Annotated in this window: 21 protein-coding genes; 9 read left to right on the forward strand and 12 right to left on the reverse strand. The window is 36.8% G+C overall.

The annotated features are described in order from the left end of the window. The first annotated feature begins 14 nt into the window (after window positions 1–14). The 4 genes from G525_RS0108000 to tsaB are packed head-to-tail and all read left to right on the forward strand — an operon-like array spanning window position 15 to window position 4,708. A complete protein-coding gene (locus G525_RS0108000; RefSeq protein WP_027125702.1) occupies window positions 15–1,178 on the forward strand; it encodes an efflux RND transporter periplasmic adaptor subunit in 1,164 nt (387 codons plus the stop codon). Window positions 1,179–1,228: 50 nt separating this feature from the next. Next, window positions 1,229–2,671 (forward strand): TolC family protein, encoded by a 1,443-nt coding sequence (locus G525_RS0108005; protein WP_027125703.1) that lies wholly within the window; start codon window positions 1,229–1,231, stop codon window positions 2,669–2,671. 51 nt (window positions 2,672–2,722) lie between these two features. After that, the gene (locus G525_RS0108010) at window positions 2,723–4,024 is read left to right on the forward strand and encodes an efflux RND transporter periplasmic adaptor subunit (RefSeq protein ID WP_027125704.1); all 1,302 of its coding nucleotides are present in this window, start codon (window positions 2,723–2,725) and stop codon (window positions 4,022–4,024) included. A gap of 18 nt (window positions 4,025–4,042) precedes the next feature. Then, a complete protein-coding gene (gene tsaB, locus G525_RS0108015) occupies window positions 4,043–4,708 on the forward strand; it encodes a tRNA (adenosine(37)-N6)-threonylcarbamoyltransferase complex dimerization subunit type 1 TsaB (protein WP_027125705.1) in 666 nt (221 codons plus the stop codon). Here the strand turns inward: tsaB and G525_RS0108020 are convergent. The 3 genes from G525_RS0108020 to G525_RS0108030 all read right to left on the reverse strand — a co-directional run bounded on the left by G525_RS0108020 (window position 4,705) and on the right by G525_RS0108030 (window position 7,154). Continuing rightward, window positions 4,705–5,526 (reverse strand): mechanosensitive ion channel family protein, encoded by an 822-nt coding sequence (locus G525_RS0108020; protein ID WP_027125706.1) that lies wholly within the window; start codon window positions 5,524–5,526, stop codon window positions 4,705–4,707. The genes tsaB and G525_RS0108020 overlap by 4 nt on opposite strands. Window positions 5,527–5,989: 463 nt before the next feature. Then, window positions 5,990–6,190, reverse strand: coding sequence for a dodecin family protein (locus G525_RS0108025; protein ID WP_027125707.1), 201 nt, complete (start codon window positions 6,188–6,190; stop codon window positions 5,990–5,992). Window positions 6,191–6,251: 61 nt separating this feature from the next. Further along, window positions 6,252–7,154, reverse strand: a complete 903-nt coding sequence (locus G525_RS0108030) for a NifU family protein (protein WP_027125708.1) — start codon at window positions 7,152–7,154, stop codon at window positions 6,252–6,254. A gap of 521 nt (window positions 7,155–7,675) precedes the next feature. Between G525_RS0108030 and G525_RS0108035 the strand changes: the two genes are divergently transcribed. After that, complete coding sequence (locus G525_RS0108035) at window positions 7,676–8,686, forward strand: PorP/SprF family type IX secretion system membrane protein (RefSeq protein WP_027125709.1); 1,011 nt, start codon at window positions 7,676–7,678, stop codon at window positions 8,684–8,686. A 108-nt stretch (window positions 8,687–8,794) separates the two neighbouring features. On the opposite strand, the gene G525_RS0108040 is transcribed toward G525_RS0108035, so the two are convergent. Further along, window positions 8,795–9,955, reverse strand: a complete 1,161-nt coding sequence (locus G525_RS0108040; protein WP_027125710.1) for a vWA domain-containing protein — start codon at window positions 9,953–9,955, stop codon at window positions 8,795–8,797. A 206-nt stretch (window positions 9,956–10,161) separates the two neighbouring features. On the opposite strand from G525_RS0108040, the gene G525_RS0108045 reads away from it, so the two are divergent. The 3 genes from G525_RS0108045 to G525_RS0108055 all read left to right on the forward strand — a co-directional run bounded on the left by G525_RS0108045 (window position 10,162) and on the right by G525_RS0108055 (window position 13,859). After that, the gene (locus G525_RS0108045; RefSeq protein WP_027125711.1) at window positions 10,162–12,327 is read left to right on the forward strand and encodes a histidine kinase; all 2,166 of its coding nucleotides are present in this window, start codon (window positions 10,162–10,164) and stop codon (window positions 12,325–12,327) included. Window positions 12,328–12,559: 232 nt separating this feature from the next. Then, window positions 12,560–13,294: a LytR/AlgR family response regulator transcription factor gene (locus tag G525_RS0108050; protein ID WP_027125712.1), complete on the forward strand. Its 735-nt coding sequence runs from the start codon at window positions 12,560–12,562 to the stop codon at window positions 13,292–13,294. A gap of 46 nt (window positions 13,295–13,340) precedes the next feature. Next, window positions 13,341–13,859, forward strand: coding sequence for a gamma carbonic anhydrase family protein (locus G525_RS0108055; RefSeq protein WP_027125713.1), 519 nt, complete (start codon window positions 13,341–13,343; stop codon window positions 13,857–13,859). A gap of 43 nt (window positions 13,860–13,902) precedes the next feature. Here the strand turns inward: G525_RS0108055 and murI are convergent, their stop codons facing one another. From murI to G525_RS0108095, 8 genes are all read right to left on the reverse strand, one after another. After that, window positions 13,903–14,682, reverse strand: a complete 780-nt coding sequence (gene murI / locus G525_RS0108060; protein WP_027125714.1) for a glutamate racemase — start codon at window positions 14,680–14,682, stop codon at window positions 13,903–13,905. A 72-nt stretch (window positions 14,683–14,754) separates the two neighbouring features. Beyond that, entirely contained in the window at window positions 14,755–15,264 is a 510-nt protein-coding gene (locus G525_RS0108065) for an OmpH/Skp family outer membrane protein (protein ID WP_027125715.1), read from the reverse strand. A 46-nt stretch (window positions 15,265–15,310) separates the two neighbouring features. Then, window positions 15,311–16,327, reverse strand: coding sequence for an OmpH family outer membrane protein (locus tag G525_RS0108070; RefSeq protein WP_027125716.1), 1,017 nt, complete (start codon window positions 16,325–16,327; stop codon window positions 15,311–15,313). A gap of 171 nt (window positions 16,328–16,498) precedes the next feature. Continuing rightward, entirely contained in the window at window positions 16,499–19,042 is a 2,544-nt protein-coding gene (locus G525_RS0108075) for a BamA/OMP85 family outer membrane protein (protein WP_245577752.1), read from the reverse strand. 10 nt (window positions 19,043–19,052) lie between these two features. Next, window positions 19,053–19,793 carry an undecaprenyl pyrophosphate synthase gene (locus G525_RS0108080; protein ID WP_027125718.1) on the reverse strand — a complete coding sequence of 247 codons (741 nt, stop codon included), beginning with the start codon at window positions 19,791–19,793 and terminating at the stop codon, window positions 19,053–19,055. Further along, window positions 19,794–20,498 carry a type IX secretion system protein PorG gene (gene porG / locus G525_RS0108085; protein ID WP_027125719.1) on the reverse strand — a complete coding sequence of 235 codons (705 nt, stop codon included), beginning with the start codon at window positions 20,496–20,498 and terminating at the stop codon, window positions 19,794–19,796. Between the two features lie 82 nt (window positions 20,499–20,580). Further along, on the reverse strand, window positions 20,581–21,471 hold the full coding sequence (locus G525_RS0108090; RefSeq protein ID WP_027125720.1) for an NAD kinase: 891 nt from the start codon (window positions 21,469–21,471) through the stop codon (window positions 20,581–20,583). 4 nt (window positions 21,472–21,475) lie between these two features. Continuing rightward, a complete protein-coding gene (locus tag G525_RS0108095; protein ID WP_027125721.1) occupies window positions 21,476–22,132 on the reverse strand; it encodes a CBS domain-containing protein in 657 nt (218 codons plus the stop codon). Between the two features lie 87 nt (window positions 22,133–22,219). Here G525_RS0108095 and G525_RS0108100 point away from each other — a divergent pair, with 87 nt between their 5' ends. Then, window positions 22,220–22,933, forward strand: a complete 714-nt coding sequence (locus tag G525_RS0108100) for a pyridoxine 5'-phosphate synthase (protein ID WP_027125722.1) — start codon at window positions 22,220–22,222, stop codon at window positions 22,931–22,933. Window positions 22,934–22,960 lie beyond the last annotated feature (27 nt).

A 22,960-nucleotide genomic window follows, 5' to 3' on the forward strand; every position in this document is an offset into this window, starting at 1 on the left:
ATAATAACTAACAAATGAAAAGAACAAAAACCGTCATTATTCTAGGACTTATCGTTGCAGTCTTTGCAATAGCCTTAATCTATTTGTGGCAAAAAAATCAAGAGGATCCCATTACTTACACTACAGACACTCCAGTTGAACAGACCATTGTTGTAAAAACAGTGGCTACAGGGAATATCGTTCCTAAAGACGAGGTGCTTATAAAATCCAATATTTCCGGGGTGATTGAGGAGGTTTTTATTGAAGCAGGGGAGTATGTTAAATCAGGTGATTTGATTGCACAAATTCGAGTCATTCCTAACGTGTCCTCATTGACGAGCGCTAAAAATAGTATTTCGTCAAGTGAAACCGCGTTGCAAACTGCCAAAATCAATTTGCAGACCCAACAAACCAGCTATGACCGTCAAAAAGCATTGTTTGATAAAGGAGTTATTTCTTCTAACGAATTTGAAAGCATTAAAAACACCTATTTGCAAACCAAACAAAGTGTTGAGCAAGCAGAAATCAATTTAAGTTCTGCACGGCAAAATTATGATATCGTTAAAACAGGTACTACAAGTGGTTTGGGGAATATTGCACAAACCCAAGTTAGAGCAACAGTTTCGGGAATGGTTTTGGATGTTCCGGTGAAAGAAGGAAATCAGGTTATTGAGGCCAACAATTTTAATGAAGGCACCTCAATTGCTTCTTTGGCAGATGTTAAAAAGATGATTTTTGAGGGTAAGGTAGATGAAAGTGAAGTCGGAAAAATCAAGGAAGGTTTGCCTTTAGAAATTACGGTTGGTGCCATTGAAGATAAAAAGTTTGATGCGATATTAGATTATATCGCTCCAAAGGGTGTTGCGGAGAATGGTGCCATACAGTTCGAAATTAAAGGGACTTTGAAGTCTATTGATTCTACATTTATTAGAGCAGGCCTAAGTGCAAATGCTTCAATTATTTTAGAGAAAGCAGAGAACGTTTTGGCGATTAAGGAAGCTTTGGTGCAGTTTGATTCTAAAACTCAAAAGCCCTTTGTTGAGGTCATGGTGGGTGAGCAGAAGTTTGAACGTAGAGATCTTGAATTGGGGATTAGTGATGGTATTTTTGTTCAGGTCAAAAATGGGATTAGTAAAACGGATAAAATAAAAGTTTGGAATCAGGTTCAAGGAATTCCGGACTATGCTCAAAACAAATAATTCATTTTAAGTGTAACACTTTAATTTATTCATAGACTTATAATATAATTATGAAAAAATCATTCCTTATAGTTCTTGTCTTAGTAGCGTTAACTTCTCAGGCACAAGAAAAAAAATGGACACTCAAAGAATGTGTGGCCTATGCTTTAGAAAACAATATCTCAGTCAAACAAAGTCAATTGGATTTGGAGCTGGCGGATATTGAAAACTTACAGGCGGTCGGTAATTTTTTACCGGAAATCAGTATGGGTTCTAACCTATCCGAAAATACAGGTTTAAGTTTCAACCCGTTGACCAATAATGCCCAAACAACCACATTTTTATCTGCGTCAGGACGAGTAAGCGTAGGATATACCTTGTTCAATGGATTACGGAATTTTAAAGAGATGCAGCGCTCTAAAATTTCCAAAATGGCCGCCCAATTTAGACTGACCAAAATGGAGGACGACATTTCTCTATTTGTAGCCAATAACTACTTACAGGTGATCCTTAATAAAGCCAATCTTAAGGTGTTGACCTCACAAAATACCATTACTAAAGATCAATTAAAAAGAACCCAAGATTTGGTGGATGCTGGTGTTTTACCAGAAGGTGATATTTTAGAAATTAGAGCCAATGATGCGAACGAAAGACAGGCCATTGTTAATGCAGAAAATGCAGTGCAAGTATCGCTTATAAGTTTAGCACAACTGTTATTGATTAAGGATTATCAGAATTTTGATATTGAAGATGAAGGTTATGACATCGTAGATGAAGGGATTTCAAATAAGAGTGTGGTTGAAGTCGTAGAACAAGCAAAAGAGAATAGAGCGGAGATTAAAATTGCTGAAACAAATGTGGAACTTGCTGAAAAGGATGTTCAAATAGCAAAAAGCGCGTATTATCCAACATTATCTGCTTTTTTTGGATATGATACCAGATTCTCTAGTTCAGCTTCTTTTATACAAGATGTTGATCCGGACAATCCAATAATTATTCAAGAAATTGGGGTTGTTGAAGAGACAGGACAATCAGTTATTGGTGAATTTCCAAATACGATTACGAGAAGAGTTGGGGCAGATCCGTTTTTGGATCAATTGTCACAAAATGACGGTATTGCCTATGGCTTTTCTTTAAACATACCAATTCTCAATGGGTTCTCTGTGAAGAGCAACGTAAAAAGAAACCAAATCAATTTAGAAAGAAGCAAAAATGAATTGGAACAAGCCCAACTGGATTTAGAATCTACTGTGTATCAGGCTTATGTTGATGCCAAAGGCGCGTTGAAATCTTATGAAGCTGCGGAATCTGCTGTGGAATCTCAAGAATTGGCCTATAATTATGCTAAAGAACGTTATGACGTTGGTTTGACGAATGCTTTTGAATTTAGCCAGTCAAAAGTGAAATATGATAACGCCCAAATAGAACTCAACCGTGCCAAATATGATTATATTTTCAAATTGAAGGTTCTTGAACTTTATTTTGGAATTCCTGCGCTTGAGTTAAAATTCTAATAATTAATGATCGCTTATTATTTATAATACCACCACTATAAACTAACCATTATGAGCAGAAAAACAGTGATAATCGTAATATCCACCATAGTAGTGCTGATCTTGCTATTGATTGTAGGGAAAAAAGCGGGGTGGTTCGGTAAAGCAGGTAACTTTAAGGAGGTTGAGACCCAAAAGGTGATGCTTATGGATATCGTTGAAAAAGTTTCGGCTACTGGTAAGATTCAGCCAGAAGTTGAGGTTAAAATCTCTAGTGAAGTCTCCGGTGAAATTATAGACTTGCCTTTTAAAGAGGGGCAACAGGTCAATAAAGGCGACTTGTTGGTAAGGGTCAATCCAGACCTCATTCAATCAGCAGTAAATAGAAGTCAAGCCACTTACCAAAACATAAAAGCAGGTTTGGAGCAAGCCGAAGCTTCCTTGAGAGAGGCCAAATTAAGTTATGACCGTAACAAGCAACTTTTTGACAAAGGAATTATTTCAAAATCGGAATGGGATAAAGCCGTGTCTGGCTATGAAATAGCACAGGCCAGCCAACAATCTGCATATTATAATGTACAAAGTGCGAGTGCATCAGTAAGTGAAGCCCGTGATAATTTGAGCAGGACCACAATTTACGCGCCTATGAGCGGAACGATTTCAAAATTAGAGGTAGAACTTGGAGAGCGTGTTGTTGGAACCCAACAAATGGCTGGTACTGAAATTTTAAGGGTGGCCAATTTGAACAATATGGAAGTTGAAATTGACGTCAATGAAAATGATATTGTTAAGGTACAAATAGGCGATTCCACAATTGTTGAGGTTGATGCCTATCTTAAAAAAGAATTTAGAGGGGTTGTTACCGCAATTGCGAATTCTGCGGCTGGAACTTTAACGGCGGATCAGGTTACTAATTTTAGGGTAAAAGTGAGCATTCTTGAAGAGTCCTATCAAGACCTAATGGAAGGTAAAGGAGAAAATTATTCACCCTTTCGTCCAGGGATGACCGCTACTGTGGATATTATTACCAAGACGCGAAAGGATATTGTAAGTGTTCCAATCAGTGCGATTGTAATTAAAACAGACACTTCCTCCATTAGAAGCGCGGCTGCAAAGAGACCAGAAGACAAGGCTGAAGCGCCTTTAAGAGTTGACAACGATCAAAAATTTGAATGTGTTTTTGTAAAGCATGGTGATGAGGCTAAATTGAGAGTTGTAAAGACAGGGATTCAAGACGATAGTAATATTGAGATCTTGTCAGGATTGAAGGCTGGTGATGTGATCATTACTGGACCATATAATGTAGTTTCTAAAACATTAAATCCGGGAGATAAGATCGAAGTCAAGGGTAAAGAGGAAACTGGAAAGAATTAGATTTTAAAAATAGTAACGGTGTCGTACATACTCAATATTGAAACAGCAACAACCAATTGTTCAGTCTCTCTTTCTAAGGAAGGAGAGATTTTGGTTTTAAAGGAAGATTATAACTCTAATTATTCCCATGCAGAATCTCTACATCTATTCATCGAAGCGGTACTAAAAGAAGCAAAGTTGGAACCACATGATATCGACGCTGTTGCCGTTAGTAAAGGTCCTGGCTCTTACACAGGATTGCGTATTGGAGTTTCTGCAGCAAAGGGTTTGTGTTTCGCTTTAGATAAGCCATTGGTGTCTATAGACACGTTAAAGGCCTTGTCACATCAGGTACAGATAGACTCTGGGTGTATTGTACCAATGATCGACGCCCGCAGGATGGAAGTTTATGCTGCCGTGTATGATCACGAACACAAACCGATGAGAGCGATTGAGGCTCAAATTTTAGATGAACACAGCTTTGAAGACTATCTAGAGGCAGGTAACGTTTATTTTATTGGGAGTGGTGTGGAAAAAACAAAGCAAATCATTGTACATCCCAACGCCATTTTTATTGAAAACAAACTTCCTTCCGCCAAAGAAATGGGCCCATTGGCAGATGATAAATACAAAAAAAGCGACATTGAAAATGTCGCCTATTTTGAACCTTTTTATTTAAAGGACTTTATGGGAACCAAACATTAAGATTCCTTGATTATATGTACGTCGTGTTGTGGGTATGGTATAACTATACCCGCAGCTTCCAATCGTATCTTACCTTCCTCTAGGAATTTCCAATGTAAAGCCCAGAAGTCTTCATTTTTAGCCCAAAAACGTAACGAAAGGTTCACAGAGCTATCGGCCAATTCTGTCACAACCATCATTGGCTGCTTGCCTTCGTCCTGCATTACTTCTGGTTGCTCATTGACCAATTTCAAAATAATGTCACGGGTAAGTTTTATGTCACTATCATAACTGATGCCAAAGGTAATGGCATCCTTACGTATGCCTTCAGATGAGTAATTAATAATATTATCATTGGATAATTTACCATTAGGTAGTATGGCAAGCTGATTGCCGAAGGTCAATAATTGGGTGTTAAATATTGAAATCTCCTTAACTGTTCCCTCTACACCCTGGGCACCAATAAAATCACCAATTTTAAAAGGCTTGATGATCAAAATCAAAACGCCACCAGCAAAATTTGCCAAGGAGCCTTGTAATGCTAAACCAAGGGCCAAACCTGCGGCGGCTAATATGGCGGCAAAGGAAGTTGTCTCAATACCAACAGTTCCAAGGACTACAACAATAAGAATGATCTTAAAGGCCCAATTTAAAAGGTTTAAAAGGAATTTTTTAAGACTGATGTCATAATTGCCTCGATCCATGGCTTTTGTGACTCCTTTCAAGAGAATTTTAATTACCCAAGACCCGATAAACCATATTAAGATGGCCAATAATACTCTTGGTCCAAAGTCTATGATCAATTCATAACCTTTGTCAATCCATTCTTGTACTTCCATAAATTTTACTTTTAATAACGTTAAGATGTAAAGTTATCAATTATCAAAAGAAATAAAAAATTACATGTCTGCTTTCTTATAAGATGAGCAATTGAAAGGCATTAGGTAATGGAAGATTGGATATAAAAAAATTACATTTTTTTCAATTTAAAAAGCGCTTTCGATATCAGTAAAAACAATCAAGAACAAAAGAATAAAATTTTGGCCTGTTCAGCACCAATGTATACCAACCCATGAGCTAAAAATTGGTGATAAGAAACTTTGATAGGGGCTCGATTTTTTTTTTTACTTATGGATACCTTCTGCTCAAGTTCTAAAATTTGAATATCTCTTGGATTTGTTTATGGGAACATTTCTAAAATAAGGAAATAGAAATGCTCCACAGCGAATGGAATAATGAGAACTATAGGCAAGCTACCTATAGATAAAAGAATAGCGCTTTTTAAGGCGCTATTTTTTAAATTTAATCGACTTGAAATGTGATTTTTAGGGTGACCCTAAATTGTGATAATTCATTGTCTTTAACGGTGATACTTTGATCTTTTAAATATACAGACTTAATATTCTTGATTGTCTTGGAAGCGTGTTGAACACCATTTCTTGCGGCGTCTTCCCAACTTTTATCTGAGTTAGCTAATATTTCTACAACTTTTAATACTGACATATTTCTGTTTTTAAATTAATTATTTACCTATTCCTTTAAAGGTATGAAAAATAATTTAAAACTAACCATTAATGGCCTCTACAGTCAGTTCCGCGTCCTTAAGCATTTCCTTAAGCATATTCTCTATGCCGTTTTTCAACGTGTAGGTTGAAGATGGACAACCACTGCAGGCGCCTTGCAAAACGACCATTACTTTTTTGGTCTCAGGATTATAAGAACGGAATTCAATATTTCCTCCATCACTAGCTACAGCTGGCTTCACATATTCATCAAGGATGGTTATGATTTCCTTTGAAATATCATCCTGATTTTCATAAGTCTTCTCCTTTTTCTGTTCTGGTTTGCTAACTGATTTCGGAGCATTTTCCAAAACAATGTCCTTTTCACTTTCTATGTATTGTCTGAGGAAATCTCTTAATTCCATTGTAATCTCGCTCCAATCTGCAACATCATATTTGGTGATAGAAATAAAATTCTCATCAAAAAACACACTTTTAACAAAAGGTAAATGGAATAATTCTGTAGCTAATGGTGAATACTTGGTATCTTCTAAAGAAACAAACTCGTAGGAAGTTGCTACTAATCTCTTATTGGCCATGAACTTTAAAACTGAAGGGTTTGGAGTGCTTTCCGCATAAATGGTAATTGGGATTTTCTTTGTTAGTTTCTCTTCAGTTACAACTGGTTTGCCAGCATTAATATAGTCTTCTATTTGTTCAGAAACTTCCTGTTGTACATCTTCCCATTCCACAATATCATAGCGTTCTAGGGCAATAAAATTTCCAGAAATATATACCTTTTTTATAAATGGAAGATAAAAAAGCTGTTGTGCCAATGGCGAGTTTTTGGCTTCATCAATATTCCTAAATTCAAAACTTTCATGATTGGTTAAAAACTTGTCGGCTTCAAATTTTAGTATGGTCGGATTACTCGTTTTTTGTATTGAGATTGTGGTCTTTTCCATGGGTTCTTTTCTTTATGCAAAAATAGCAAAACTAAAGGGGTAAAGTTGCTCTTTTTGAAATTCATGTAAGATTGCTATAATCTTTTTCAAGCTGTATTTTTTACTTTCTATTTAAATTATTTTCAGTGATGTGATCTTTAGGGTTTGGTTATATTGCTTTTCGTATCGGTTTGCGTTGAGTATTCTTACATTCAGTTTTATGGACCAGAGGATAGAGGTGTTGATTACATTCACTAAATAGTGGCGACATTTAGCATAAAATGAGCTCATGGGCGCTTTCGAAGTAAGTATAAACGAGACACAAGTAAGATTGTTGGCCGAGATGAGCTACAAAGCACAAAAATTTATATATTTGACAGATATAAAAGTCTGCTCAAACATATAGACCTCAGATAGCTTTATTGTGAGTAGTGCTTTATTTTGAAGATGTTGGCCCCGTACTTTCCACCTACAAAGTATTCCTAAAAGATCAGTAGGTCATAGAGAAACTAAGCTCACTTTTCTGAGAAAAGATAAGAAATATGAAATTTAGGACGTTTTGTTTAATCGCATTTGTATTAATTACCGTAAAGCTTAGTCAAGCTCAAGAAGGATTACCAATATATTCTGATTATCTGACCGATAATTATTATTTGATCCACCCATCAATGGCAGGCGTAGCAAATTGTGCCAAGATTAGATTAACGGCGCGTAAACAATGGTTTGGTCAGGATAATGCGCCAGCATTGCAAACTTTTAGCATTAACAGTCGTATTGGGGAATCCCAATCGGCGGTTGGAGCCATTGTCTATAATGATAAAAATGGATACCATTCCCAAACAGGTGCCTATCTTACTTACGCCCATCACTTATTATTTTCCCGAAATGAGATTGATTTAAATATGCTATCCTTTGGAATAAGTGCAGGAGCGATTCAATATAAATTGGATGAAACCACATTCTTGGATGAGGGCTTTGACCCTCTCATTTCTGGAATAGCGCAAAGTGCAACCAATTTAAATATCGATTTTGGCTTCTCTTACCATTTTATCAACTTTTATGCCCATGCCACTGTTAAAAACGTCCTGAACAATGATGGCATCAATTCTAACGCCAATGGTATTTTTAAATATGATAATTTAAGAACCTTATTGTTTAGTGCCGGAAATGTCTTTAGAAAATTAGGAAGCGAGTGGAGCTATGAGCCTTCCATTTTATTTTTATATAGAGATGCCACTAAAGAATCGTCAATTGATATTAATGCCAAGGTATACAAAGACATGGATTTTGGAAAACTATGGGGAGGTATTTCTTACAAAAGAAGTTTGGACGGCGCTGAATTTGAAAATGGAGCAGGTGTAAGCAGTCAGAATCTACAATATTTCACTCCTTTTTTGGGTGTTGATTATAAAAACTTTGTTTTTGCCTACACATATTCCTATCAAGCAAACTCTGTAGTTTTCAATAATGGTGGCTTTCATCAATTAACTTTGGGCTACAATTTTAATTGTCGAAAAAAGAAATATGACTGCGCATGTCCCGCTATTAATTAAGTTCTCAGTTTTCATTTGGATCAATTTGTTTGTGAAATTTTAAGCTTCTTTATATCTTGTTTTTTATGTCTTCATTCTAAATACTTAATACCAATCCATCATCGCTATTTATTCCCATGAATAATGTTTCAGTTGTGCCTGTGTCTTGATCGCATTGATCATGGCGTTTTCTAAGCCGTTGTTTTCTTCTTTTTGTTGTTGGAGAATATAGGTTCTTCGTTTTTCGTTTAAATTTTGAATATTCTTCTGGATCACACTGCGCTCCTCACTCTTCTGCGTCACATAGGCTTTAATTTCTTCCGTGGATTTTTCTTTTAGTTCAGATGGTAAGTCACTATCCTTTAGATCTTCGTATTTGAAGGAATTGCTGTTGTGAGCATCCACTAAATCCCATGAATCATTTTTATAGAGATGTGAACTTTTGCTTACCGTTCTACTCACCGCGTTCGCGCTATTGTATTCTTGAGCATTAGCGTCCTGTTCTGATTGTAAACTCATTTTTTGACGCCCTGCACTTCCATAAGCCACATAAGTTTGATTGAGCTTTTGGTTCAATTGCAATATTTGATCATCAAAAGGAGAGGCTACATAAGTGGTGTGATGATTGTGATTGATGGCCATATAATTGCCCTTTCCTAAATCAGCACCATCTTTCCAATAGCTAGAAATACCTTGGTTATAATCTCCACAAAAAATGGTGTTCACAGTGACATTTTTATCAACGGCCAATTTAGTGGCCTCTTTATAACTCACTTTTCCTTGAGTAAAGGGCTCGTTTCCTGCAATAAAAATGAGTTTCAGATCGTTTGGATTGTTTCCCCAATGCAATTGTTTCAGTGAAGTCAGAATGACCTGTCCGCAATATTCATTACCCCCGTTCGTGGATAATGAAAACAATTGTTTGGAGATCTCGTCCAAGTCGCTGCTAAAAGCCAATACTTGACGTAAAAATCCTTCCTTGCCGTTGAGGCCGTCATTACCATATTCATAAAGTGCAATTTGTAGATTGGGTTTGGTGTCGTTGCATTTGGCATAAGAAAGCTCGTTCACTATTTCCCAAAGTTGGGCTTTGGCCTGATCGATAAGTCCGTCCATACTGTTGGAAGTATCCAAGAGCAAAGCTACTTTGATGAATTGTTCGTTATCATGTTCGATTGTATTTTCAACCATCGCCAAGTCAGAAGATGTAGACTTTTTTGAGTTGGCATTACAGGTTAATAATACAAAAAGGAATAACCCCAATACCATTGTTTTTAGAATTGTTTTCATAGTGTTTTTTTTTTAATTGATGATGTAAAGCTATTTGTAACTTTCTGGTATAAAAAGGAAGAATGAGGGTGATGCCACTTCGGATAAGTGAACCGGCGTTCTAGATTAGTGATCGATCCTTTTTCACTAGAAATCGCTTTGAGTTTTAAATTCTTCATTTTAATAACTCGATTAAAACGAGTAAGTTTATTCCGTGATAAAAGAATATGCGAGCAATAATTAAATATGGTGCGATCATCATTTTGTGTATTTTAACCCAAAATATACAGGCACAGAAAAATGATATCCAAAAGGAAGCACCCAGATTTACTGTCAGAGGTTCAGTGCGAGAAAGTGATACTTACAAACCTATTTCAAAAGTTAATGTCGAAGTTAATGGCGGCGCATATACTGTAACTGGAAGTGATGGAGAATTCCGTATCCAAGTAAAAAAAGGTGATGAATTGGTCATCCGTCATAAAGATTTTGAAACTGTGTATTATACCATTCAAAATGATGAACGGATATTGGTGGATGTGAAGCCTGCGTTTAAAGAGCGTGTCTCTAGGTCAAAATATAAAAGAAACATTCAAAATTTTAATGCTCTTATTGATTCAGCAGTCGCTTATCAAAAGAAGGATGCTGAAAAAAGTATTGAGTTTCTTACCGAAGCCTTACTGCAAAGTAGTTCTTCTAAAGAAAATGCCGATGCCTATGAGGTTTTGGGGGATGTTTACAAGCATTGGAAGCAGTATGACCTTGCAGTATCCAATTACCAAATTAGCATTCAGAATTTGGCTTCAAACGACGTTAACCTAAAATTGGCGGAAGCTTATAGAAACAATAAAAGTTACCAAGAAAGTATTTCCGTTTACAGAGCACTGGATACGGCAACGCTTTCCAATTGGCAATTAACTGGTCTATACGAGGGTTTGGGTGATACATATTCCGCGATAAAGGACTATGCAAATGCTATTGACAATTATAAAAAAGGATTGGCAGTAGCTCAAAAACATTTGCTCAAACCAAAAATTACCGATCTCAACTCAAAGATCGCACAAACTTATAATGTTTCAGGAAAGACCAATCAAGCACAAGATTATTTTGATAATGCGTTGAGTCTCGCCAATAAAGAAAATAAAACACGATCCGTTAAGGAGAAAATCACGGTGGCCGATTTTCAAAGCACCAATAGATTGTATGACGATGAAATTGAAATGCGCAAGGAAGCTCTGAAGGATATCGAAGCTATTGAAATGGAAGCGGAGATTGATAATGAAAGTGCGCTGACCTCGCAAAAACAAAACTATAAAATAGGGAGTGCCTACTTTGCCCAAAAAGATTATGGCAATGCCATTCCGTATTTAGAGAAAAGCATCAAAGAAGCCAGCAAAAAAGAAGATCTCATCGTTAAAAAGGATGCCACGCGCAAATTGTCTGATGTTTATTATGATTCTGGCGATTATAAAATGGCTTTAGATACCTATAAGGCGTATACCGAAGTGGTAGATGAGCTTTACATTAAAAAGGAGCAAGAACTATCGCAAGCAGCACGTTTCAGTAAAAATATTACAGAAACTCAAAACCGCATCACCACCTTAGAGAGTGATAAAAAGCTCTCTGAAAGCCTCTTCCAACTCACCACAGAACGTAACAAACGCCAAGAACTGATTATTTACTCGCTTATTGGCGGTGTTTTGCTTTTGCTGGTGACCGCCTATTTTATGTACAAATACATTAAGCAGCAACGTTTGGCCAATAATTTACTGGCCTTAAAATCATTAAGGAGCCAAATGAATCCACATTTTATCTTTAATGCATTGAACTCAGTGAACAGCTTTATTGCGTCCAATGATGAACGTACCGCCAATAAATACCTATCTGATTTTTCACAGTTGATGCGGGCTGTGCTAGAAAATAGCGATGAAGATTTTATCTCTTTAAAAAAGGAGATTGAGCTCTTGGAACTTTACACTAAGCTGGAGCACTTCAGATTTCAGGATAAGTTTGATTACGAGATCACGATAGAGGAATCCATAAAGATTGATGAATACCAAATTCCGCCAATGCTTTTACAGCCGTATATTGAAAATGCCGTGTGGCATGGCTTGCGCTATAAATTAGGAAAGGGCCATTTAGATATTAGTATAACTAAAAAAAATGACAACGAAATCACCATTACTATCGCTGATGATGGGATTGGAAGAATACGCTCCAAAGCTTTAAAAACGGAACACCAAAAGAAGCAAAACTCCAAAGGAATGGGCAATATTAAGAAACGTGTTGCGATTTTGAATGACATGTATAAAGATAAAGTTGATGTATTTGTAGATGATTTTCAGGAAGCGGAAGATGTGGGGACTAAAGTGGTGGTGACGTTAAAAAAGGACTAAAAGACGGAAGCATGAAGCTCGGAGTGAGAAAATGGGAGCACGAAGAATGAAGCTTTTAATGTGATATCGATGCATGAAATAAAAAAGAGTGAGGATTTGCATGGTGCTTTCCGTCTAAATTAGTGTTTACAGCATATTTCAATGAAAATGAAGAAATAACAAAGTTGACGTATTAAAGTTAAAAGAGATTTTATCTCCTAACTTCGTGCTTCCAACTTCTAACCACATGCTTATGAAATTAAGATCAATCATTGTAGAAGACGAACCAACCAGTAGGGAAATTTTAAAAAATTACCTTAAAAAATACTGTCCGAATGTGGAGGTACTTGGACAAGCAGCAAATGTTGATGAAGCCTTAGTGCTAATTCGAAACCACGATTTGGATTTGGTATTTCTTGATGTAGAAATGCCCTATGGCAATGCTTTCGATTTGTTGGATAAGGTGGGCGATATCAATTTTGAAACTGTTTTTGTGACCGCCTACAATCATTATGCAATAGATGCTTTAAATGCGCATGCTTCTTATTATTTGATGAAACCTATTTCAATTGATGAGTTGATTAAGGCCGTGGATTATGTTACGGAAATCAGAGCCAAGGAAGAGGCATTACAAAATCGCGTTTTGGTTTCAAGAACAAAGAGTGTGGAGGGCAAAATATCCATTCCTACCCTAGATGGATTTGAAGTTTTGAATACTGAGGATATTTTGTATTGTAAAGCCGATGATAATTACACTGAGATTTATCTGAATACCAATAAGAAAAAATTGGTCAGCAAAACCTTAAAATATTTTGAGGATGCCTTATTGGATTCCGGTTTCGCTAGAGTTCATAAATCGTATTTGGTGAATGTAAGTGAAGTTGTAAAATATATAAAGGGAAAGGGTGGTAGTGTTGAGCTGAGCAATGGCAAACAGATAATGGTGTCTGCTTCCAAAAAATCAGAATTATTATCTTATTTTAGATAACTTCACCTTAAATTGAACCTGAAAGTCTAAATCTGAAACCAGCAACATGCCAATTATAAAAACAGTAAACGGAAAACATCCACAAATAGCAGACGACTGCTATATCGCAGAAAATGCCACGATCGTCGGTGAAGTCACCATAGGAACCCAATGCAGTGTGTGGTTCAATGCCGTCATTAGAGGGGATGTGCATTATATTAAAATAGGCAATAAGGTGAATATCCAAGATGGAGCGGTCATCCATGCCACGTATCTAAAATCGCCAACCACTATTGGCAACAACGTTTCCATTGGCCATAATGCCATTGTACACGGCTGTACTGTTCACGATAATGTCCTGATTGGTATGGGCAGCATAGTAATGGATGATTGTATTATAGAAAGCAATAGCATTATTGCTGCTGGAGCTGTAGTGACCAAAAACACAAGAATTGAATCAGGTAGTATTTATGCAGGAGTACCAGCTAAAAAAGTGAAGGATATTAGTGCCGATTTGATTTCAGGAGAAATTAATCGAATTGCGGATAATTATATAAAGTATTCCAGTTGGTTTAAAGACGAATAAGAAATAGGCGCTGTTTCATTAAGTGTGTAAATCAAAAAATGGTCTAAAACATCAAATGTTCAACATCATAGTGTCCGTCTAAAATATCCTTCATAACATCAACGTTGCCATTGGTATAGAATTGGCTATTGCCAATTAAGGTTTGCGTATTTAAAAGATGATGCTGTTCCAAAACCGCTTTGGTCTGTCGTGCAACCGCTTGCCCAGAATCGATGATTTTGACGTGATTTGGTAACATTTCCAATAACAGGGGGATGAGGTAAGGGTAGTGTGTACAGCCTAAAACCAAATAATCAATATCGGCTGCAATCATGGGTTTGAGATAGGTTTGCAACAATACTGTCATGTCTTCGCTGTCCGTTTTTCCTTCCTCAATAAGAGAGACAATCCCTTCGCCAACCTGTTCAATTACTTTGATTCCGTGGCTATATAGATCAGTGGTTTTATGAAATAATTCACTGCTCAAGGTTCCCTTGGTGGCCAAAATGCCTATTGCTTTTGTTTGCGTGCTCAAGGCGGCAGGTTTAATGGCAGGTTCAATACCAATAAAGCGAATGTCAAAAGCGTCTCTTAAAACAGATATGGCGTTGGTTGTAGCGGTATTGCACGCTACAACAATAAGCTTGCAACCTTTTTGAATGAGCAACTCCGTGTTTTTAACGCTTAAATCGATAATCTCCTTCTTGGATTTGCCTCCATAGGGTGCATTAAAACTATCGGCCAAATAGATGGTGTGTTCGTGCGGAAGCAAGGCCTTGATCTCCTTAAAAACAGAAGTGCCACCAACGCCCGAATCAAATATCCCAATAGGTTGTATGCTCATAGTACAAAAATAGGAAAGCCGCTTATTAAAAGCAGCTTTCCTTACAAAATTTTAGTGATGTGATATGAATTCCTAGAATCCTAAATCTTTTTTAACGTCAGCCATTAGGTCTTTCCCTTCAGCTAAAATCACACCAGAACCTGGTGAAGAATCTAGAACATAGTTAAAACCTTGTGCTTTTGAAACTTTTTTAATGGAAGCTTCAGCTTTATCTGTAATTGGTTTCAACAAATCAAATTCTTTCTTTTGAAGATCTTGTTGTGCTGTAGTTTGGTACTCACGGATACTTTGTTGCATACCTTGTACTTCTTGAGATCTTTTAGCATTCTCTTCGTCAGTTTTGCTTTCAACTTCAGCTTGGTACTGCTTCATTTTATTTTGAAGTTCAGTCGCCATAGTTTGAATTTCAGTCTCGTATGTTTTTTGCAATTTTTCTAATTCTGCCTGTGCACTTTTCATTGCTGGCATTGCTTTAATAAGTTCTTGCGTGTTGATATGAGCGATTTTACTTTGGGCATTAGAGATGCTTGTTGCTCCAATAAAAAGTAGTCCTGCAAATAAAAGGGTCTTAAAATGTTTCATTTTCAAAATAGTATTACGTGTTATAATTAATAATTGTTTTTGGTTATTATTTTTCTGGAACGGAATCTTTAGCCTTTTTTTGAGCTTCCCGTTCTTCTTTAGCTTTCTGTCGTTCTTCTAATATTTTCTTCCTGCGTTCGTCAAGTTCTTTTTGTCTAGCCTCACGATCGCTTATTTGTTGCTGTTTTTTTTCTTCAGCAATTTGTGCTGGGGTCTTTTTTGTACTATCTCCAGCGGTTTTGGCTTTTTCTTCAGATTTTACTGAAGTACTGTCCGTCGGATTATTTTTGTTTTCTCTTTCAGCCTTCGCTTTCGCTCTGTCGTCCAGTATTTTTTGACGTCTGGCATCAACATCAGCTTTTATCGAATCTCTTGTAGCTTGCTGTTCCGCTCTTCTCGCTTCGGCAGCACTTAAACGCAGTGCCTTTTTCTCCTCTATAGCTTCTTCGCGCGCATCGAGCTCTTCGTTGACAATTGGCACAACGTCTTCATCTGCAGCAGCTCGCCGCTCTGATTTAGTTTGAGCTTGCGTCCGCTTAGAAGATCTGGTGATCGTTCTTAAAACCCTTTCACTTATGTCAAAACGTTCTGCGGAATACAACATCACTACATCTGCAGATTTATCAAAAATAAAATCATACTCGTTGCTGCTTGCAATTTCTTGTACTGCGGCAAATATCTGATCTTGGATGGGTTGGATCAGCTGTTGTTTTTGGATCATTAAATCGCCGTTTGGACCAAAACGTTTTTGCTGATAATCTAAAATTTCCTTTTCCTCAAAAGTAATGTCTTCAAAACGTTCTTCATAAAGTTCTTGGGTTAAGAGGACACGCTCATTGTTGAGTTGTAATTTTTTTTGAGCCATTTCTGCCATACGCTGCTCTACGTCAGATTTCCACTGTAAAACCTTAGTGTCCAACTGCGCGGTTGCTTCTTGGTATTCTGGAACATTCTGCAAAATATATTCAGTGTCAATATAACCTATTCTTACGCCACGTTGTGCGTTTGAAGTAAAGCTCAATAGACTTATGACTGCCATTAAAAAAAGAACTTTATGTTTCATCTGTTTATATTTTATCATTTATTGATCACGCTATAAATTCTAAAACGACAGATTAACTAAACAACTCTGTCTGATCAGCGTAATATTTTTCAAATAAACGAAATATATTCTAAAAAATTTTAACACTTCAACTAAATCGTCAAAGTATCCTTAGAAAATACCGTGCCAAACTTAAAACTGCTGACCAATAATAAAGTGGGTTTCCCATCCGTTAGGTGAGTTTTGCCCAGGTAAAGAATCAAATCCATACCCAAAGTCAATACCTAACAAACCAAATGCAGGCATGAAAATACGTAATCCTACACCAGCTGAACGTTTAAGTTCAAAGGGGTTATAATCCTTGAAATTATCAAAAGAGTTACCACCTTCCACAAAACTAAGCGCATAAATTTTGGCTTGTGCACCCAAAGTGATTGGATAACGAACTTCTAATGAAAATTTATTGTAAATCGTTCCTCCATCTTGTGAGGATAAGGATTGGTTTGGATACCCTCTTAAGGCGATAGATTCTCTACCATCCAATGAATAGTTTCCTAAACCATCTCCACCAACGAAAAAGCGTTCAAAAGGAATCACACCTCTATCTTGATTATAGGCGCCAAGAAAACCAAATTCCAATCCTGTTTTGATCACTAGTTTGTCTACAACCTTAGTGTACCAATCGCCTTTGAATTTAACTTTATAGAACTCCAACCATTTGTACCGCTCTTGATCAATTTCTCCCATCCGTGCATAGTCATCAGGATTGGCAGGGTCCAATGCCGCTCTTTCGTCTTTTAAGGCGGTATAATCCACATTATTAAACATTGAATATGGAGGAGAGAATTTAGCCGTTACAGAAAAACGAGATCCTCCAGTTGGATAAATTGGATCTGTATGGGTATTATCTCTGCTCAAGCCAATTGTATATGATAAGTTTTGAGAATATCCATCACCAAAGGTAAAGAGGCCAGTGTTGTAATTCTGTAAATCATAATGCTGAAAACTTACTGCCTGCGAAAGAGTGAAATAATCGTCAGGACGTGTCAAGCGTTTGGCGAGGCCAACAGTAAGACCTGTGATGTTAAAACGTTTACTCTTATCGGCATCTCTCGTTCTCGGATCGTATAAAAACTGCTTAGTGTGTGACAATGAGGTTGAAAATTGGACCGGGCGCTTACCTCCTAACCAAGGCTCTGTAAAGGAGAAACTATAGGTTTGGTAAAAACGACTGGCCTGCAATCGCAATGCTAAGCTTTGTCCATCTCCTGTAGGTACTGGCTTATACGCTTCGCGTTTGAAAATGTCTTTAATTGCAAAGTTATTGAACGATAAACCTAAAGTTCCAATAAAGCCACCGCCACCATAACCACCTTGAAGTTCAATTTGGCTGGAACCTTTTTCGACGACGGAGTATTCCATATCTAAAGTGCCCTCATTAGGATTCGCGTTTTTGAAATTTGGGCTCAATTGTTGCGCATCAAAGAAACCTAATTGACCAAGTTCCCTTACTGTTCTTACCACAGCAGTTTTGCTGTACAGCTGCCCTGGACGTGTTCTTAATTCTCTATAGATAACGCGGTCATTGGTTTTATCATTCCCGACTACGGATACATTATTAAAGTAAGCAGGTTTACCTTCAGAAATACGGATTTCCATATCGATAACATTTCCATCAGCACTTATCTCCACCGGATTGATAGTTGAAAATAAATAACCACTATCTTGATATAAAGTGGTTATATCTTGGGCATCTGGTCTAGAATCGTCTGCAATTCTCTTTTTTAGTTCCACACCATTATAAGTGTCTCCAGGCTGAATACCTAAAAGGCCGGCCAAGAGTTGATCATTAAATATAGTGTTTCCAACAAAGGCAATTTTTCCGAAAGTATATTTTTCGCCTTCTTCTACTTTAATGGCAATGGAAATGGTGCCGTCAGGATTATTGTAAATAGAGTCAGAAATAACCCGAGCATCTCTATAGCCGTTCTCTTTGTATTTGTCCACTACTTTAACTAAATCTTCCTTATAGGTGGCCTTAACGTATTTTGATCGCTTTAAGAAACGTAAAAAATTCTTTTGTTTCGTGTCTTTCATGGCTTTTCTCAGCTGTTTATCGCTAAGTTTCTCATTGCCAATAAAGTCAATATCCTTAATTTTTACCTTGTCATTTTTTTGAATGTCAACCAACATATTGACTCTGCTCTTTTCAATGGAATCATTTAAAAAAGAGGTGGTCACCGATACTTTGGTATTATAGAAACCTTCTTTTCTATACTTGTCAGTCAGGTAGTTTTTTGTTGTAGTAATGAGGTTTTCAGTGACTTTAACGCCTTTATTAAGTTTGTTGTCCTTTATGATGGCGTCCTTTTTTCCTTTCTTGACGCCTCTAATCTCTAAATTGTTCAACTCAGGCAAATCTTGAAGACTAATCTCCAAATATGCCGTATCACCTACTGTTTTGGTTAGGTAAATATCAATATTGCTAAAAAGATTGGAACCCCAAAGTTTTTTAAGAGCTTCACTAATACGCTCTCCTGGGATGGCTATAACCTCACCTTTTCTTAAACCCGAAAACGTAATAATTGTGGCTTCACTGAAATTTGTGTCCCCAGAAACAACAATTTCTGCTATCGTATATTTTTGTCCTGAATTATATGGGCTTTCCTGTGCTGTTAGTGCAAAGGAAGTTAAAAGTAAAAAGGCAATGAAAAAGGTATTAAAAATTGTTTTCAAAAGCGTGTTATTAGCTAAGTTGTTCACTTGTTTTTCCAAATCGTCGTTCTCTATTTTGATAGTCTATCAAAGCGGTGTATAAATCATGCTTTTTAAAATCCGGCCATAAAATACTGGTGAAATATAATTCTGCATACGCAATTTGCCATAACAAGAAATTACTGATTCTTTGTTCTCCACTGGTGCGGATAAGCAAGTCTACATCTGGCAAATTTTGCGTGTAAAGATGCTTATTAATAATGGATTCGTCAATAGAATCACTTGAAATTATATTATTTTTAACTTTATCAGATATTTTTTTAACCATATTTATGAGTTCCTCGCGAGAGCCATAACTTAAGGCTAGAGTAAGAACCATGCGGCTGTTATTTTTAGTTTTTTCTATAACTTCCTTAAGCTCTTCTTTTGCCTTTGTAGGCAAGTCATCAAGACAGCCAATGGCGTTGAGCTGAATGTTATTGTCCTGTAAAGTTTTGATTTCCTTTTTTAAAGATTTGACCAAGAGTTTCATTAAAGTTTGAACTTCAATCTTTGGTCGGTTCCAGTTTTCAGTTGAAAATGCATAAAGAGTGAGATGTTTGATCCCTATTTCAGCGCTAGCCTCAACAACATCTCTCACTGATTTAGTGCCATTTTCATGGCCAATAACTCTCAAGAACCCTTTTTGTTTAGCCCATCTGCCATTGCCATCCATTATTATGGCAAGATGGTTGGGTAATTTGTCAATATGTATCTGTTCTTTTAAATCCACTTAATAACAACAAGGTTTTTGCCCAAAGGTGTAAGTTAAGGTAATTCCTGAAAACACATACCAGTCATTACTGTTTAAATTGCCAAAAGGAACTATGGATGAAGGTTCTCCAGGAACTCCGCTAGGTGTGAATTTTCCGGGGACGCTGCCGTCAATTTCATCAGAAAACGTATATCTTACCCCAATCTCAGCCGCTAATATAAAAACGTCAGAGATTGTTGTTTTAAAACCCGCCACCATAGGGATACCAATGGCCCAGCTGCTTGTGTTTTCAGAAATTTGAATGCCATTTCTAAAAAAAGAGTTATTGTGTTTTGCAGTGGAAATTCCTGTATATAAATATGGTGTCATTTGAGGATCAGTACTGTCAAGATCGAAATCTAAAAATGTAAACTCCATTCCTGCAGAGAACTCCACAATTGAATTCTTGAAGTCGTAATCACGCTCGATGCGTCGCGGATCGCTTGAATCCTCATCAAAGCCCACAAGATCCGTAAAAATAATCGAACCTCTAAACGAGTGTCTCTTACTTCTGTTCCACTTTAACATGAGACCGAGGGCCGGTTTTTGTGGTGAAATATATGTGGTACTACCAATATCGCCAATAAAATTACTCCCTCCCAAAAAAACACCGGCCTCATAGAGTTGAGCTTGGCTGTTCGGGATGAAACACATACTGAAAATTATTAAAATGATATACCTCATAAAATTTTAAAAGTTTGCAAATATAATAAATAAGATTAGCCTATAACAATTTGAGCTAATTTGTATTACAGATAAACAGTATTTATGAGGTTTTATTGCGTTTATCTTCTCCCCAAAGTAGTTTTTTGCGTAAAGTGTCAATAAAGCTTTCGCTAGGAAGTTCAATCATCTTAATTTTGAAGTCTGCTTTTTTGAGAGTGACAATAGTGCTATTGTGCAATGTAGCAATCCTTGAATCTAATGAAATGAGGTAGAAATCTTCTCGACCATCAACTTTTAATTTAATTTCTGTGTCATCAGGAATAACTAAAGGCCGCGCACTCAAATTATGTGGTGCAATAGGTGTAATGACGAAACTTTTGGCGTCTGGAGAAATTACGGGGCCACCACAACTCAAAGAATATCCTGTAGAACCTGTAGGTGTGGAAACAATTAAGCCATCGGCCCAATAGGAAGTGAGGTACTCACCATTAAGATGGGTTTGTACCGTAATCATGGAAGTCGTGTTCTTTCTGCTGATTGCTATTTCATTAAGGGCGAAATTGAGTTGTGTAAGATCCTTATTGTTTGGTTGGGTTTCAATGCACAATAAGCTGCGTTCTGAAATTTTATAGTCACCTTCAAAAATACTATCCAGTGCATTTTCAATTTGATTATTCTGTATGGTGGCCAGAAATCCCAATCGGCCCGTATTGATTCCAATAATAGGAATGAATAAGTCGCTTACATAAGTGATGGCTCTTAAAATTGTACCATCACCTCCTATACTAATGAGTAGATCAAAAGACTCGTCTAAGGTTTGAAATTTTTCAAACGTGTTGAATTTGTTTTTAAGGTCTAAATGCTTGTCAATAATTTGGTAGATATGATCCTCAATAAAAACTTCTGAGTCTTTCTGTAACAGATAATTTAACAGTACGCCAAAGGATGCTTCGTTACCTTTATAGTATTGACTATAGATAGCAATTTTCATAGTACTATATATTAAGGTATTTCTTCAGGTATTCTGAGCGTTCCTTCAAGTTTTCAATATACGTGTCTTCTTCATGACCAGAAATGGTGTTATAACTATATCTCCTGAATGTTTGCATGACATCGTTCAGTCCTGAATCTCCAATTTTAAGCGTAATTTGAACCACATCACCTTCCATTTTAGAGATAAACGCTCCTAAGAGTTTGGCATTATTGGATTCTACAATCTGACTGATTTCACTAAAAGAGTAGTCTTGGATTCCTTTTTCAATAATTAAAGTGCCGCCAGGCTCAGAGAAAAAAGGTGTTTCATTGAAGCGTCCAATAATATCATTGAGTTCATAATACCCCAAATAATTATTGTTTTCATCTAAAACAGGCATAATATTACAAGAGTTTTGTGCGAAGGCTTCAAGGACATCTAACCAATTGGTATTGGATCGCACAAAAAAACCTTCTAAGGTATGGTTGCAATCCAAAATTATTTCCTTGCCGTCAAAGCAATGGACGTCTGTTTCTGAAATACATCCTAAATAGACCTTATTATTTTCTATGGGAATATGAGAATAAGTCAACTCATTAAACATCATTTTAAGGTCACTCACCTTATCATTAATGTTTAAGGGTTTAATGTCATTGATTATGTACGCTCTTAAAGGCATGGTATTAGATTTGTTCCTGCAAAATAATTAAAAATAACTACATTAAGCATCATCTACTTTGTATTTTTGTTCTTTAAAACAAAAGCTATGACAAAGTTGAGCGTTAATATCAATAAGATTGCTACTCTAAGGAATTCAAGAGGCGGTGATGTTCCAAATGTACTGCAATTTGCAAAAGATGTTCAAAAGTTTGGTGCCCAAGGGGTCACCATTCACCCAAGACCAGATGAAAGACATATTCGTTATCAGGATGTTTATGATTTAAAGCCTGAGGTGTATACAGAATTCAATATTGAAGGGAATCCTATCCAACAATTTATAGATATGGTCCTAGAAGTAAAACCTGCGCAAGTTACTTTGGTGCCTGATGCAGAAGATGCCATCACCTCCAATTCAGGATGGGACACCATTAAACATAAAGATTTTTTGGTAGACGTTGTCAAGGAGTTTAAACAAAACGGTATCCGTACCTCTATTTTTGTAGACCCTGTATTAAAACAGGTGGAAGGCGCAAAAGCGACTGGCACCGATCGGGTTGAACTTTATACCGAAGCCTTTGCTAATGATTACGGCCTAGGTAATGAAATGGGGATTAAGCCATACGTGGATTGTGCGGTTTTGGCCAACGCATTAGGTTTGGGTATTAATGCTGGACACGACTTGTCCCTGGAAAACATTAAATTTTTTAAACAGAATATTCCTGATTTATTGGAGGTCTCTATCGGTCACGCCCTAATTTCAGAAAGTCTGTATTTAGGCATTGAAAATGTAATTAATATGTACTTGAGACAATTGAAGTAGTTTTCAGTTGGCTGTCCGCAGATGGCA

It is taken from the genome of Gelidibacter mesophilus DSM 14095 (genome assembly GCF_000423005.1).
In the GTDB taxonomy this organism is placed as follows: Bacteria; Bacteroidota; Bacteroidia; order Flavobacteriales; family Flavobacteriaceae; genus Gelidibacter; species Gelidibacter mesophilus.

Excerpts from the sequence above, each read along its gene's own strand:
- G525_RS0108000 (WP_027125702.1), top strand. The coding sequence starts at position 15 with ATGAAAAGAACAAAAACCGTCATTATTCTAGGACTTATCGTTGCAGTC.
- G525_RS0108005 (WP_027125703.1), top strand. The coding sequence starts at position 1,229 with ATGAAAAAATCATTCCTTATAGTTCTTGTCTTAGTAGCGTTAACTTCT.
- G525_RS0108010 (WP_027125704.1), top strand. The coding sequence starts at position 2,723 with ATGAGCAGAAAAACAGTGATAATCGTAATATCCACCATAGTAGTGCTG.
- G525_RS0108020 (WP_027125706.1), bottom strand. The coding sequence starts at position 5,526 with ATGGAAGTACAAGAATGGATTGACAAAGGTTATGAATTGATCATAGAC.
- G525_RS0108025 (WP_027125707.1), bottom strand. The coding sequence starts at position 6,190 with ATGTCAGTATTAAAAGTTGTAGAAATATTAGCTAACTCAGATAAAAGT.
- G525_RS0108030 (WP_027125708.1), bottom strand. The coding sequence starts at position 7,154 with ATGGAAAAGACCACAATCTCAATACAAAAAACGAGTAATCCGACCATA.
- G525_RS0108035 (WP_027125709.1), top strand. The coding sequence starts at position 7,676 with ATGAAATTTAGGACGTTTTGTTTAATCGCATTTGTATTAATTACCGTA.
- G525_RS0108040 (WP_027125710.1), bottom strand. The coding sequence starts at position 9,955 with ATGAAAACAATTCTAAAAACAATGGTATTGGGGTTATTCCTTTTTGTA.
- G525_RS0108045 (WP_027125711.1), top strand. The coding sequence starts at position 10,162 with ATGCGAGCAATAATTAAATATGGTGCGATCATCATTTTGTGTATTTTA.
- G525_RS0108050 (WP_027125712.1), top strand. The coding sequence starts at position 12,560 with ATGAAATTAAGATCAATCATTGTAGAAGACGAACCAACCAGTAGGGAA.
- G525_RS0108055 (WP_027125713.1), top strand. The coding sequence starts at position 13,341 with ATGCCAATTATAAAAACAGTAAACGGAAAACATCCACAAATAGCAGAC.
- murI (WP_027125714.1), bottom strand. The coding sequence starts at position 14,682 with ATGAGCATACAACCTATTGGGATATTTGATTCGGGCGTTGGTGGCACT.
- G525_RS0108065 (WP_027125715.1), bottom strand. The coding sequence starts at position 15,264 with ATGAAACATTTTAAGACCCTTTTATTTGCAGGACTACTTTTTATTGGA.
- G525_RS0108070 (WP_027125716.1), bottom strand. The coding sequence starts at position 16,327 with ATGAAACATAAAGTTCTTTTTTTAATGGCAGTCATAAGTCTATTGAGC.
- porG (WP_027125719.1), bottom strand. The coding sequence starts at position 20,498 with ATGAGGTATATCATTTTAATAATTTTCAGTATGTGTTTCATCCCGAAC.
- G525_RS0108090 (WP_027125720.1), bottom strand. The coding sequence starts at position 21,471 with ATGAAAATTGCTATCTATAGTCAATACTATAAAGGTAACGAAGCATCC.
- G525_RS0108095 (WP_027125721.1), bottom strand. The coding sequence starts at position 22,132 with ATGCCTTTAAGAGCGTACATAATCAATGACATTAAACCCTTAAACATT.
- G525_RS0108100 (WP_027125722.1), top strand. The coding sequence starts at position 22,220 with ATGACAAAGTTGAGCGTTAATATCAATAAGATTGCTACTCTAAGGAAT.